Annotated in this window: 9 protein-coding genes, 1 tRNA gene and 1 pseudogene; 5 read left to right on the top strand and 6 right to left on the bottom strand. The window is 76.3% G+C overall.

The features are described 5' to 3' along the window. Window positions 1-13: 13 nt before the first annotated feature. Window positions 14-1,039, bottom strand: a complete 1,026-nt coding sequence (gene selD, locus ACI2LW_RS27820) for a selenide, water dikinase SelD (protein WP_404733975.1) — start codon at window positions 1,037-1,039, stop codon at window positions 14-16. Window positions 1,040-1,070: 31 nt separating this feature from the next. Between selD and ACI2LW_RS27815 the strand changes: the two genes are divergently transcribed. Further along, window positions 1,071-1,163: transfer RNA gene (locus ACI2LW_RS27815), tRNA-Sec, on the top strand. A gap of 38 nt (window positions 1,164-1,201) precedes the next feature. Here ACI2LW_RS27815 and ACI2LW_RS27810 read toward each other — a convergent pair. Together ACI2LW_RS27810 and selA are read right to left on the bottom strand one after the other, a co-directional pair. Beyond that, a pseudogene (locus tag ACI2LW_RS27810) lies at window positions 1,202-2,944 on the bottom strand (SelB C-terminal domain-containing protein); the annotation flags it as partial. After that, the gene (gene selA / locus ACI2LW_RS27805; RefSeq protein ID WP_404733997.1) at window positions 2,944-4,236 is read right to left on the bottom strand and encodes an L-seryl-tRNA(Sec) selenium transferase; all 1,293 of its coding nucleotides are present in this window, start codon (window positions 4,234-4,236) and stop codon (window positions 2,944-2,946) included. The pseudogene ACI2LW_RS27810 and the gene selA, both read right to left, overlap by 1 nt. Before the next feature lie 526 nt (window positions 4,237-4,762). On the opposite strand from selA, the gene ACI2LW_RS27800 reads away from it, so the two are divergent. The 3 genes from ACI2LW_RS27800 (at window position 4,763) to ACI2LW_RS27790 (ending at window position 7,026) form a co-directional block, all read left to right on the top strand. Then, complete coding sequence (locus ACI2LW_RS27800) at window positions 4,763-5,413, top strand: hypothetical protein (RefSeq protein ID WP_404733974.1); 651 nt, start codon at window positions 4,763-4,765, stop codon at window positions 5,411-5,413. Between the two features lie 462 nt (window positions 5,414-5,875). After that, a complete protein-coding gene (locus tag ACI2LW_RS27795; RefSeq protein WP_404733973.1) occupies window positions 5,876-6,253 on the top strand; it encodes a hypothetical protein in 378 nt (125 codons plus the stop codon). Between the two features lie 173 nt (window positions 6,254-6,426). After that, window positions 6,427-7,026, top strand: a complete 600-nt coding sequence (locus ACI2LW_RS27790) for a hypothetical protein (protein WP_404733972.1) — start codon at window positions 6,427-6,429, stop codon at window positions 7,024-7,026. A 65-nt stretch (window positions 7,027-7,091) separates the two neighbouring features. Here ACI2LW_RS27790 and ACI2LW_RS27785 read toward each other — a convergent pair whose 3' ends face one another. The 3 genes from ACI2LW_RS27785 to ACI2LW_RS27775 all read right to left on the bottom strand — a co-directional run bounded on the left by ACI2LW_RS27785 (window position 7,092) and on the right by ACI2LW_RS27775 (window position 9,890). After that, window positions 7,092-7,505 (bottom strand): SRPBCC family protein, encoded by a 414-nt coding sequence (locus tag ACI2LW_RS27785; protein ID WP_404733971.1) that lies wholly within the window; start codon window positions 7,503-7,505, stop codon window positions 7,092-7,094. A 139-nt stretch (window positions 7,506-7,644) separates the two neighbouring features. Next, complete coding sequence (locus ACI2LW_RS27780; protein ID WP_404733970.1) at window positions 7,645-8,697, bottom strand: AI-2E family transporter; 1,053 nt, start codon at window positions 8,695-8,697, stop codon at window positions 7,645-7,647. Window positions 8,698-9,125: 428 nt separating this feature from the next. Then, on the bottom strand, window positions 9,126-9,890 hold the full coding sequence (locus ACI2LW_RS27775) for an SOS response-associated peptidase (protein ID WP_404733969.1): 765 nt from the start codon (window positions 9,888-9,890) through the stop codon (window positions 9,126-9,128). A 204-nt stretch (window positions 9,891-10,094) separates the two neighbouring features. Here ACI2LW_RS27775 and ACI2LW_RS27770 point away from each other — a divergent pair, with 204 nt between their 5' ends. Further along, window positions 10,095-11,135, top strand: coding sequence for an NAD-dependent epimerase/dehydratase family protein (locus ACI2LW_RS27770; protein ID WP_404733968.1), 1,041 nt, complete (start codon window positions 10,095-10,097; stop codon window positions 11,133-11,135). The last annotated feature ends 848 nt before the right edge of the window (window positions 11,136-11,983 follow it).

Genomic DNA, 11,983 nt, shown 5'->3' with positions numbered 1-11,983 from the left:
GGGCGGGGCCGGCTCACTTCAGGACGACGGAGTGCGCCCCGCGGGGGACGAGTTCGCCGATCACCGGGGCGCCCGGGATCTCGCCGGCGACGAGCAGGCCCCCGGAGGTCTGGGCGTCGGCGAGGAGCAGACGGGTGTCGGCGTCGGCGCCGCCGAAGTCGGTGAACGGCGCGACCCACTCCAGGTTCCGCCGGGTGCCGCCGCTGACGTACCCCTCCCGTACGGCCTCGCGGGCGCCCTCCAGGAAGGGCACGGCCGCCGTGTCGAGCACCGCGGTCACCCCCGAGGCCCGGGCCAGCTTGTGCAGATGGCCGAGGAGACCGAAGCCCGTGACGTCGGTGGCGCAGGACACCCCGGCCGCCAGGGCCGCCGCGGACGCGTCCCGGTTCAGGGCCGCCATGGTGGCCACCGCCTGCTCGAACCGCTCCCCGGTCGCCTTGTGACGGTTGTTCAGCACGCCGGTGCCCAGCGGCTTGGTGAGCGACAGGGGCAGTCCGGGCCGCCCGGCGTCGTTGCGCAGCAGCCGTGCCGGGTCCGCGAGGCCGGTGACGGCCATGCCGTACTTGGGCTCGGGGTCGTCCACGCTGTGCCCGCCGCCCACGTGGCAGCCCGCCTCGGCGGCGACCTCCAGCCCGCCGCGCAGCACCTCGCGGGCCAGTTCGAACGGCAGCACGCCCCGCGGCCAGGACAGCAGGTTGACGGCCAGCACGGGGCTGCCGCCCATCGCGTACACGTCGGACAGGGCGTTGGCCGCGGCGATGCGCCCCCAGTCGTAGGGGTCGTCGACGACCGGGGTGAAGAAGTCGGCGGTGCACACCATCGCCCGGGCGGCGCCGTCCGCGGCGGGCAGGCCGACGACGGCGGCGTCGTCGCCGGTGGCCAGCCCGACCAGCAGCGGGGCGGCGCCGCCCGGGGCCGGCAGGGCGGCGGCGAGCCCGCCGAGCACGTCCTCGAGCTCACCGGGCGGGATCTTGCAGGCGCAGCCGCCGCCGTGGGCGAACTGGGTGAGCCGCAGGGGTGTTTCACGGGTGGAGGTCATGCCGGGTCCTTCCGGTAGCCTGGCGGGCGGTGGAGGCGTGTGGGTGCCTGGTGGCCCTCCCGGTCTTCAAAACCGAGGTGTCCGAGGATCTCGGGCAGGCGGGTTCGATTCCCGTCCGCCTCCGTCTCCCGCCGTGTGCGGGCGGCAGCGTCTGTGCTGGTCGTCCACTCGCTCGGTGTGGCCGCGCGCGTCCAGGAACTCCAGCAGCGGCACGGCGGTCCGGCGGGTGGTGCCGAGGGCCCTGCGCGCCTCGCTGAGCGTGAAGGGCTGGGGGATGCGGGCCAGCACCTCGGCGGCCCGCGCGTCCGCGCCGGGCAGCAGCACGATGCCGTCGGCGATCCGCAGCAGCGCCCCCGCCGAGACGGCGGCGGCCACCGCCTTGCGGGTCAGTCCCAGTTCCGCGAGACGGTCGGCCTCCGGCGCGCGGAACGGTGACCGCTCCAGGTCGCGGCGTACGGCGTCGACGGCCGCCCGGACGGGCGGCGGCAGGGTGGGCCGGGCGGTTCCGGGGGCGTGGAGGCGGCCGTTGCGGTGCACCAGTGCGGGCTCGCCCGGGGTGCGGGCGAGCGCGTCGACCAGCGCCCGGTCCGGCAGGCGCAGCAGATGCCGGGCGGCCTCGGCGGGCAGGCCCGGGTCCATGGGGTGCTGCCGGGCGTACCGTTCGGTCTCGGCGGCCAGGCGCTCGCGCAGCCGGGCCCAGTGCTCCCGGTCGGCCAGCCAGTCCCCGGCCACGGGCGGGGCGGGCGGCCGCACGCCCATGGCCGTCAGTTCGGCGCGGGTGACCAGCCGCCGCCGGCGCAGTTCGGCGGCGCCGTCCGGGCAGCCGGTCATGGCCGCCAGTTCCCCGGCCCTGGCCCGGGCCGCGCCGCGCCGGTCCAGCCGCGGCGGGCGGACGTCCAGCACGGTCACCGCGCAGGGCGGGCGGCGGCCGCCCGGCTCGCGCAGGACCGCGCGGTCGCCGACGCGCAGGGGCAGCGGCCTGCCGAGGGTCAGCCGGGCGGTGTCCTCGCCCAGCGGGCGCACGGTCACGGGCACCGCGGCGGTGCCGATGTGCAGGGTCACGGTGCGGGGCAGTTCCGCGGCCGGTTCCCCGGTGACACGGATGTCGGTGAGGCCGGTGAGCAGCCAGCGGCCCGGCGTGAGCAGCACCTGGCCGCGGCGCAGGGCGCCGTCGCCGGGCCCGTGGACGTTGACCGCCACCCGCGCCACCGCGCCGACGTCCGCGCGCCGCTCGTGCAGGCACTGCAGTCCGCGCACCCGCAGTTCGCCCCCGCCGTCGCCGGTCACCAGCCGGTCGCCGACGCTCAGGGTGCCCGCGCCGAGGGTGCCGGTGACGACGGTGCCGTGACCGCGCACGGTGAAGGCGCGGTCCAGCCACAGGCGCACGTCCGCGTCGGCGGGCGGCACCGGCAGGGCGCGGGCCAGCCGCGCCAGCTCGGCGCGCAGCTCGTCCAGTCCGGCGCCGGTCACGGCGCTGACCGCCACGGAGGGCACGGCGCCCAGCGAGGTCGCGGCCAGCCGTTCCAGGGCGTCGGCCCGCACGGGTGCCGGGTCGGCCAGGTCGCTGCGGGTGACGGCGAGCACGGCGTGCCGTACACCGAGCGCGTCGAGGATCGCCAGGTGCTCCTGCGACTGGGGCTGCCAGCCCTGGTCGGCGGCGACCACGAACAGCACCGCGGGCACGGGTCCCACGCCGGCCAGCATGGTCGACACGAACCTCTCGTGGCCGGGGACGTCCACGAAGGCGAGGTGGCCGATGTCCTCGCCCTCCATACGGGTCCACACGAAGCCCAGGTCGAGGGTGAGCCCGCGGCGCCGCTCCTCCTCGTACCGGTCGGGTTCCATCCCGGTGAGCGCGCGCACCAGCGCGGACTTGCCGTGGTCGACGTGGCCGGCGGTGGCCATCACCCGCATGGCGCCTCCTGCTCCGGCGCGGCCGAGCGGACGGCCTCGGCCAGCCGTTCGTCGTCCTGCGGGGGCACCGCCCGCAGGTCCAGCAGGCACCGTCCCGCCTCCAGCCGGCCCACCACGGGGACCGGGCCGGCGCGCAGGGCGGCGGCGTACCGCTCGGGGAGGGACAGCGCGGCGCTGGGCAGCGTGACTCCGGGCGCGCCGCCGCCGCCCACGGTGGCCGAGCAGGGCACGGCCCGTACGTCGACGCCGTCGGCGGCGAGTACCGAGGCGAGCCGCCGCGCCCGGTGCCGGAGTTCGTCCGGGTCGGCGGCCAGGAAGGCGGCGGTCGGCGTGGCGGGGCCGGTGAGGGTCGCCTCCAGGGCGGCCAGCGTCAGCTTGTCCACGCGCAGGGCGCGGGCCAGGGGGTGCCGGGCCAGGGTGCGGACGAGGTCCTCGTCGCCGAGGAGCAGTCCGCACTGCGGGCCCCCGAGCAGTTTGTCGCCGCTCGCGGTCACCAGGGACGCCCCGGCGCGCAGCTGGGACCCGGCGTCCGGCTCCTCGGGCAGCAGCGGATGCGGGGCGAGCAGGCCGGAGCCGATGTCGGCGACCACGGGCACGCCCAGCGCGGAGAGTTCACCCACGGTGGCGGCGCTGGTGAAGCCGGTGACGCGGAAGTTGGACGGGTGCACCTTGAGGACGAAGGCCGTCTGCGGGCCGATCGCGTCGGCGTAGTCGGCGACGTGGGTCCGGTTGGTGGTGCCCACCTCACGGAGCCTGGCCCCGGTGGAGACCAGCAGGTCCGGCAGCCGGAAGCCGTCGCCGATCTCGACCATCTCGCCGCGGCTGACGACGATCTCCCGTCCGGCGGCGAGTGCGGTGGCGGCCAGGACGAGGGCGGCGGCGCCGTTGTTGACCACGTGCGCCGCCCCGGCCGACGGCACCCGCTCGCGCAGTGCCCGCAGGGCCGAGCGTCCGCGGCGGGCCCGGACGCCGGTACGCAGGTCCAGCTCGACGTCGGTGGGGCCGGCGGCGTCCTGCACCGCCTGCCGGGCCGCCGCGGACAGCGAGGCCCGGCCCAGGTTGGTGTGCAGCAGCACCCCGGTGGCGTTGATCACCGGGCGCAGTCCGCCCGCCGTGGGCGGCAGCAGCGCCACGGCGGTGCCGGCCACCTCCTCGGGGGCGATGACGCCCTCGCGTGCCCGCCGCTGCGCCTCCCGGACCGCGTCCTTGACCGGTCCCGGCCCGAGCCTGGCCAGCGCGCCGGCCAGGCGCGCGTCGCGCAGCACGGCGTCCGTGCGGGGAATGCGCCGCCGGGCGTCCGCGGAGTCCGCGGAGTCCGCTGCCCGCGCCGCGCGCGGCTCCTCCCGCTCCCGTGCCCACTGCCCCGTGACCCGCTGGTCCACGCAGCCCTCCATCCCGAGCCCGGCACCGCGGCCGGTACGGCCCGACGCCTCATCGTCTCCCGGCGCCGACGGCCGGCCGCACGACACGCCCGTACCGCGGGCGTGCGGGCGCCGTCCGCGCGGTGGGCCGGCACGCACCGTGCGCACGAAGCGGTCCGTACGGCCCGTCCGTGCGGCGCGTCCGTACGGCGCGTGCGTACGGCGCGTGCGTACGGCGCTCGGCCCCGGCGCGCCCGGCACGAGCCGCCGGCCCGGGCCGGGCGCCGCTCTTCTACCCGCGGCGCACCGCGCGATGCGTGTCCGCGGCGTCCTCGTGCGGGGCCGCCCCCGTTTCGGCCGTGCGGGCGGCGGGCACGCGGTTGGGCGCCGTCCGCGTACCGCTCGAGCAGGTGCCGGGTGCGGGGGCGTCCAGAGCCGAGGGGGCCGGATGAACAGCAGCCGTCGCCGTGCGCCCCGAGGGGCCGGCCGGTGTGCTCCCGCAGGGGCGCGGCGGACCTTCGACGGCTTCATCGCGGGACTGGGCACGGCCTCCGGGACCCGGCTCGTGCTGGGGCACTGGACCTCCTCGCCCTTCGGGCCGTTCAGCGACGTGATGCTGGAGCGGGGCGACGGCCACCGTCTCCTGCTGGCCCCGGGCCCGGAGCCCGCGCGCTTCGTGGCCGGCACCTACTCCTTCGACGAGGTGCGGGTGGAGCCGGTGCACGTCACGGTCACCGGCCGCCACTGGTCCGTCCGCAGCCCGTCGCTGGCCCTGCGCCTGTGCACCGGCCCCCGCGGCCCGCTCGGCCTGCTGCTGGGCGCCGTGCCGCGGCGGCTCGCCGTCGACCCGCGGTGGATCGAGGCCGTGGACCGTCCGGCACGCCTGCTCCGGGGGGTGCGCACCTTCGGCAGCGCCGGCGGAGGCCGCTCCGAGTGGTACGGGGCACAGGATCTGCGCCCGGTCCGGCGGGCCCGAGCGGTTCTGGAGGGCGTGGATCTCGGGCCGCCTGCGGACGTCTTCCCTCCGGTGCGCTTCGGCTTCGGCTCGACCCCGCGCAGGCCGTGCGTCGTCCGGGTGACGACCACGGTGGCGGGGTGACGGGGCGACCGCGGTGACGGGTGAAGGACCTTCGCCCGCCGTACCGGCGATTCGGTTCGGTCCGGGTGGTGCGTTCGGGTCGTCCGCGAGCCGCGACAGCCCGTACGGGCGAGGCGGCGCCTGTGCGACCGGGGCCGGAACGCGGTCCGGCGGCCGCGATGTCCGCATGCCGGACGGGTTCTCGCCCGAGATGCCGACGGGCGAGGCGGCGATTAGCGTCTACCAGTGACAGCCGCAACCTGGGCACGCCCGTCCGGCGTGGTCTCCCAACGGGGCCCGTTGTCGTGGTGCCGGGCCGCGGAACCTCACGCGGACCGCACGGCGGCGTCGGAGAGCGAGACGTGCTCTCATTTCCCAGCGGCGACGCCTACGACCGCTCCGCATCTCCCATCCAGCGGCGGCGGCCATCATTCCCGCGTCCTTCCCTTCGCGCGCGGGACGATGGAAGGAAAGGTATTACCCATGCGAGCACAGCGCGTCAAGCGCCTCTTCGCGGTGTCCGCGGCCGGCGTCCTCATGGCCGGCGGCGCGGCGATCGGCACGGCGGGGACCGCTTCCGCCACCGACTACGACCACCACAACGGGAACCACTACAGCTACAGCCGGGACTGCGACGACGACTGGTGGGACGACTGCGACAACGGTGACCACTACGGCGGTTACGACAACGACTACGGTGGCTACGACCACGGCGGCGACCACGGTGACTACGGCCACGGTGGTGACCACGGTGGCGGCGGCCACGGTGGCGGCGGCCACGGTGACGGTGGCCACGGTGGCGGCGGTCATGGAGGTGGCGGCCATGGAGGTGGCGGCGGCCATGGAGGTGGAGGCCACTGAGTTCGCCGATTCCCTTGCCTGACCACGATGTGCGGCTGCGTCAACGGGCCGCACACCGTGGCGTGTTCACGGGCCGGACCGTTCCGCCCGGGCGTGAAGGACGTCCATGGCAACGGTCCTGACGGCCTGTCGGCGCCAGTCGCCGTCGGATCGGTTCAAGCGGGAGAGATGCCATGCAACAGCAGGTGGCCACCGAGGCACCGCCGCGCAGAGCGGGCGGCAACACCAGTGTCTTCTTCTCGTTCGCGCCCTGGATCATCTTCGGAGTCGTGGCCAGTCCCAGCACCTGGGAGTACGCCGCGCTGGCCGCGCTCGTCGCGGCCGTCGGACTGTCCGCGAAGGACATCGCACGGGGCCGACTGTACATTCTCGACATGACGGGCATCGTCTTCTTCGCCGTGATCACGGTGCTCGCACTCGCCCTGGACCGGCAGGAGCTGCTCTGGCTGGAGACGTACGCACAGGTGATCTCCAACGCAGCGGTGGCCGTCGTCGCCTTCGGCTCCCTGCTGTTCGACCCGTTCACGGCGCAGTACGCCCGTGAGGTCACCCCGCCGGCCCTGTGGACCTCGCCCGTCTTCAAGCACATCAACGTGGTGCTGACGACCGTGTGGGGCTGCGTGTTCGCCGCCATGGCCGTCTCCACCTGGCTGGCCGTGCGGGCGCCCACCGCGAGCGACTGGCTCAACTGGGTCATCCCGGTGGTGCTGCTGGTCTGGGCGGTGAAGTTCACCGACCGGTACCCGGACTCCTACACCCGCCGCGTGACCTGACACGGCCGCCCCTGTGACGGAACGCGGCCGCCCGTCGCCCGGGCGGCCGCGGTGTCCCCGCCGGATCAGCCGGCCGCGTTGTCGACGCGGAGGCGCACCTGTTCCTCCAGCCGGCTCAGGCTGGAGTCCAGCGCCTCGCAGGCGGCACGCTCGCCGGGGTCGTGGCTGTCGTCGAAGAAGGACAGGTGCACGGTCACCTCGCTGGCGCCGCTGCCGATGCCGGCGACCTGGAGCCAGCCGGCGTAGCTCCCCTGGTCGCGGGTGCCCCACTCGATGCGCATCTGGTCACGCTCGGCGCGCAGCAGGGCGGAGGTGTCCTGGTGGCTGCGGTCCTCGTGCACGGTGACGGCCGGGGGGTCCTCGGCGTGCACGTGCAGTTCGTCGGGCAGCCAGGCGTCGAGCTGTCCGACGTTGGCGGCCTGGTCGAAGACCTGCTCCGGCTGTGCCGGCATCGTGCGTGAACGTTCGTACTCGGCCATCGCTGACACCGTTCCTCGGCTCGGGGGTCGTACCCCGGACGCGTGCCCTTTCTGCGGCGGCCGAAAAGCCCCGCGGCCCCCGCGGCCCCCGCGGCCCCCGCGGCGCCGTCCACCGTCCGCCGTCCACTTCCACCGGGCGCTACGGCGGTGCGGGCCGCAGCGCGCACAGCACGGCCCACGCCACCGACACGAACGGCACGGCGACCACGGCGCCGATGACACCCGCGACGATGCTGCCCGCGATCACGGAGACGGCGACCACCAGCGGATGCAGGCTGACGGCCCAGCTCATCACCAGGGGGTGCAGGAGGTGTCCCTCGATCTGGCCGATGACGACGATGAGCGCGAGAACGGCCAGCGCCGTGAACGGCCCGCGTCCGGCGAGGGCGACCACCGTGGCCACGCCGAGCGCCACCGGCGATCCCACCAGCGGCACGAAGGCGGCGAAGAACTCCAGCAGCGTCAGCGGCAGCGCGAGCGGGACCCGCAGCACGAACAGGGCGATGCCGACGAGCACGGCGTTGGTGGCGGCCACGATGATGATGCCCCGCGTGTATCCGGCGAACGTCCGCCAGGCGGCGTGCCCCGCCCGGTCCCACACCTCGCGGGCGGCGCGGGGCAGCAGCCGGTCGCGCACCCAGCGCCACAGCTTCTCCCCGGAGTGGATGAAGAAGACCGAGGAGAACAGGGCGAGCACACCCGCGGTGACCCATTCGACCAGTTGCCCGATGCCGCTCAGGGCCCGGCTGAGCAGGCCGGCCCGGTGCCCGGACAGATAGTTCACGATCTGGTGCTGCAGCGCGGTCAGCCGGCCCGGGCTGAGCCGGAACGGGGGCCGCCGCAGCCACTCCTCGATCCGGCGGACGCCCCCGCCGAACTCGCCCGTCAGCGTCGGCCAGGCGCCCGCCACCGCGTTGCCGACCAGGGCGAGCAGCGCCATCAGCAGGAGCAGGCTGCCGACCAGGGACACCGCCACGCACAGCGGCCTGGGGAACAGGCGGTTGAACAGATCGGTCACCGGACGCAGCAGCGAGGTGACGACCAGGGCGAGGAAGACGGCCACGGCGATCAGATGGAAGCGGCCGAGCACCGAGAACACGCCGTAGACGACGACGCCGACGACGATCAGGCGCCAGGAATAGGCGGCGGTGATCCGCAGCCAGGGCACCGGATGCCCGGCCCGCGCGGACACGCCGGGCGGACGCCGCGGCGGCCTCGCGGGGCGCGCCGGCCCGCCGCTCAGCACCGTGCGGCCCGGCCGGCCACCCGGCCCGGCGCGTCCCGTCCGCCGCCCACGGCTCCGCCCGGCCGCCGTATCGCCGGCCGCATGGCCCGCCGGAGGCTCCGCCGGAGAGCCCGCATCCGCCACCGTGCCTCCCATCGCCGACCGACGGTCACCTGCCCAGCACCGTAGGCGCCGGTCCGGGCGGAGGTACGGCTGCCGGCCGCCCGGAGGGGCGGCCGGGTGCCGGTCAGGCGGGGGAACCCGGGCCCGTCCCGCGCAGGTGGGCGCCGAGCGGCGAGAAGGCGGCGTCCGGTTGCTCCACCTGGGGGAAGCGCCCCGGACCGGGGGTGGAGGCGGAGGCGGAGGGCGGGCGGCGGGCTGGCCGCTCTCGCCGCTCAGGAACCGGGCGGCCGCACGGGCTCCAGCAGTTGCGGGCCGTTGTTGCGGACGCTGTTGACGGCGGGGGACACCGGCCGCGCGTCCAGGTGGCCGCCCGCCGGCGGGCCGAGCAGTTCCAGCAGCCCGGCGGGGTCCTGGTGGCCGGGGTCGAGCCAGTCGTCGTAGCGGTCCGGGCTGAGCGCCAGTGGCATGCGGGGGTGTACGCGGCCGGCCGCGTCGGTGGCCTCGGTGGTGATGATGGTGCACGTCGTCAGCCAGGCGGCGGGGTCGTCGTCGCGCTCCACCTCTGGGTCGCGCCAGTACTCGTACAGCCCCGCGAGCGCCATCACCCCGTCGTCCTCGGGGTGGATGAAGTACGGCTGCTTGCGCGTCCTTCCGCCGTCGCCGGCCTCGATCCGCTGCCACTCGTAGAAGCCGTCGGCGGGCAGCAGGCAGCGGCGCTTGACGAAGGCCCGGCGGAAGGCAGGCTTCTCGTGCACGGTCTCCACCCGGGCGTTGATGAACCGGGCGCCGGTCCGCACGTCCTTCGCCCAGGACGGGACGAGCCCCCAGCGCAGCGGCAGCAACTCCCTGAACGGCCGGGCGGCGTCCCCGTCCCGCCCACGGGCCTCGCGCGGCACGCGTTCCAGCACGGCCCACACGTCGTCGGTCGGGGCGACGTTCCAGCTGGGCTCCAGTGCCTCCTCGGGACGCCATCGGGTGACCCCGAAGTGGCGGACCAGGTCCTCGGGGCTGCGGGTGGAGACGTAGCGGCCGCACATGCGGCCAGGGTGCCATGCCCGGGCCGCACGCCGGGGCGCGCGGGCGGGGCGCGTGGGCCGGGCGCGGCGCGGCCGACGCGGGCGGAGGGTCGCGGTGGCCGGCGCGGACCTCGTGGCGGGCCGCCCCGCGGGGCGTCTTACGGAAGCGTGACGTGGCGGGCGGGTCGGCCGGTGCGGGGGCGCGGGGCGCCTAGCGTGGGCCGTATGCGCGTACTGGTCACCGGCGGTGCCGGGTTCATCGGGTCCCATGTCGTCGAGGCGCTGACGGAGCACGGCCATGAGCCGGTGGTGTTCGACACGCGGGCGCGGCCGGGCGCGGACGTGCGGAACCCGGAAGCGGTCCGGCGGGCCCTGGCCGGGGTGGACGCCGTGTGCCACCAGGCGGCGATGGTCGGCCTCGGCAACGGGGTCGCCGACGCGCCCGAGTACGTCTCCCGCAACGACCTCGGGACCGCCGTCCTGCTCGGCGCGATGGCCGAGGCGGGCGTACGGCACCTGGTGCTGGCCGGGTCCATGGTCGTCTACGGCGAGGGGCGCTACGAGTGCCCGGAGCACGCCGCCGTGCGTCCGGGGCCGCGCACCGTGTCCGACCTGGACGCCGGCCGGTTCGAGCCGGTGTGCCCGCAGTGCGGTGCGGAGCTGTCCCCCGGGCTGGTCGGCGAGGACGCCCCGGCCGACCCGCGGAACGTGTACGCCGCGACCAAACTGGCCCAGGAGCATCTGGCCGCCGCGTGGGCGCGGGCGACCTCGGGTTCGGCGGTGTCCCTGCGCTACCACAACGTCTACGGCCCGCGGATGCCCCGCGACACCCCGTACGCGGGCGTGGCCGCCTTCTTCCGCTCCGCGCTGGCCCGGGGCGAGGCCCCGCGGGTCTTCGAGGACGGCCGGCAACGACGCGACTTCGTGCATGTGCGGGACGTGGCCGCGGCCAACGTGGCGGCCCTGGAGGCACCGGCGCGGCAGGGCCTGCTCACCGCGTACAACACCGGGAGCGGCACCCCGCGCACGGTCGGGGAGATGGCCCGCGCGCTGGCGGCGGCCCACGGCGGTCCGGAGCCCGTCGTCACGGGCGAGTACCGCCTGGGCGACGTCCGGCACATCACCGCGGACTCCACGCGGCTGCGCGCCGAGCTGGGCTGGCGGCCGGCGGTCGGATTCGAGGAGGGCATGCGGGAGTTCGCGGGCGCGTCCCCGACGGCGGACGCCCCGGACCCGGCCGGCGCGGCGACACCCGTACGGCGTTGAGACCGTACGGTGGTGAGGTCGCACGGCGGTGAGGCCCGTCCCCGGCCGGAGACACGACACCCGTACGGCGGTGAGCCCCATCCTTCCCGCGGACTCGGCGCACTCACGGCGGTGCGGCCACCGGGCGTCCGCGGAGACGACTTCCGCACGGTGATGCGGCCGCGCGGGGTCCGCTGAAGCGAAGTCCAACGGCGGTGGAGCCGTTTCCGGTCGGTCGACGCCGGGGACGACGCCCGCCCCTGCCCCGTGCCGCCTCGGGCCGAGGGACCGGATCCGGAGTCGGCACACGGGTGGACACGCCGCCGCCCGGCCCAGCACGCGTGGCCCCCTCCCGCCACCCCCCTGCCGGGACGTGATCCCGGCGCTGCCCCGCGGACCCGGCTGGCCCCGGCCGCGCGGCGCCGCGTCCGCTCGGCGGCTTCCTCGTCCTGCGTACGCCCGGCGGCTCCAGCCCGTGGCCGCTGCCCGCGCTCGTACGGGCCTCGTCCGGCCCTACGGCCCTGAGCCGGCCTAGGCGGACGCGGGCGGACGCGTCGCCGTCCGGCCCGGCCCCGTCGGGTTGCCCCCCGGCGAGTAGGCCCGTCGACCCCGCGGCCCAGCCGCCGACTCCCCGGCCGGGGGCGAGTGGGCCCGTCGATCCCGCGCCCCGGCCGCCGACCCCGCCGCACGGCCGACGATGCACCGCACGGCCGCAGATCACCGCACGGCACGGAGGCGCACCGCACGGCACGGGGGCGCACCGCTCGGCACGGAGGCGCACCGCACGACCGGAGAAGCGCTCCTCCGGGAACTCAGCACCCCTCCGGGAACTCACTGCCCCGCCGGACTCACCGGCCGGCTGGACTCAC

Origin of the sequence: Streptomyces sp. NPDC004065 (assembly GCF_044903565.1) — a bacterium.
Classification (GTDB): domain Bacteria; phylum Actinomycetota; class Actinomycetes; order Streptomycetales; family Streptomycetaceae; genus Streptomyces.
The sequence above is the reverse complement of the archived record's forward strand: the minus strand, read 5'-3'. Positions and strand labels throughout refer to the sequence as shown.

What these genes read in the sequence shown, in the direction of transcription:
- ACI2LW_RS27790 (WP_404733972.1), top strand. Translation starts at nt 6,427, where the DNA reads ATGCAACAGCAGGTGGCCACCGAGGCACCGCCGCGCAGAGCGGGCGGC.
- ACI2LW_RS27775 (WP_404733969.1), bottom strand. Translation starts at nt 9,890, where the DNA reads ATGTGCGGCCGCTACGTCTCCACCCGCAGCCCCGAGGACCTGGTCCGC.
- ACI2LW_RS27800 (WP_404733974.1), top strand. Translation starts at nt 4,763, where the DNA reads ATGAACAGCAGCCGTCGCCGTGCGCCCCGAGGGGCCGGCCGGTGTGCT.
- ACI2LW_RS27795 (WP_404733973.1), top strand. Translation starts at nt 5,876, where the DNA reads ATGCGAGCACAGCGCGTCAAGCGCCTCTTCGCGGTGTCCGCGGCCGGC.
- ACI2LW_RS27785 (WP_404733971.1), bottom strand. Translation starts at nt 7,505, where the DNA reads ATGGCCGAGTACGAACGTTCACGCACGATGCCGGCACAGCCGGAGCAG.
- selD (WP_404733975.1), bottom strand. Translation starts at nt 1,039, where the DNA reads ATGACCTCCACCCGTGAAACACCCCTGCGGCTCACCCAGTTCGCCCAC.
- ACI2LW_RS27770 (WP_404733968.1), top strand. Translation starts at nt 10,095, where the DNA reads ATGCGCGTACTGGTCACCGGCGGTGCCGGGTTCATCGGGTCCCATGTC.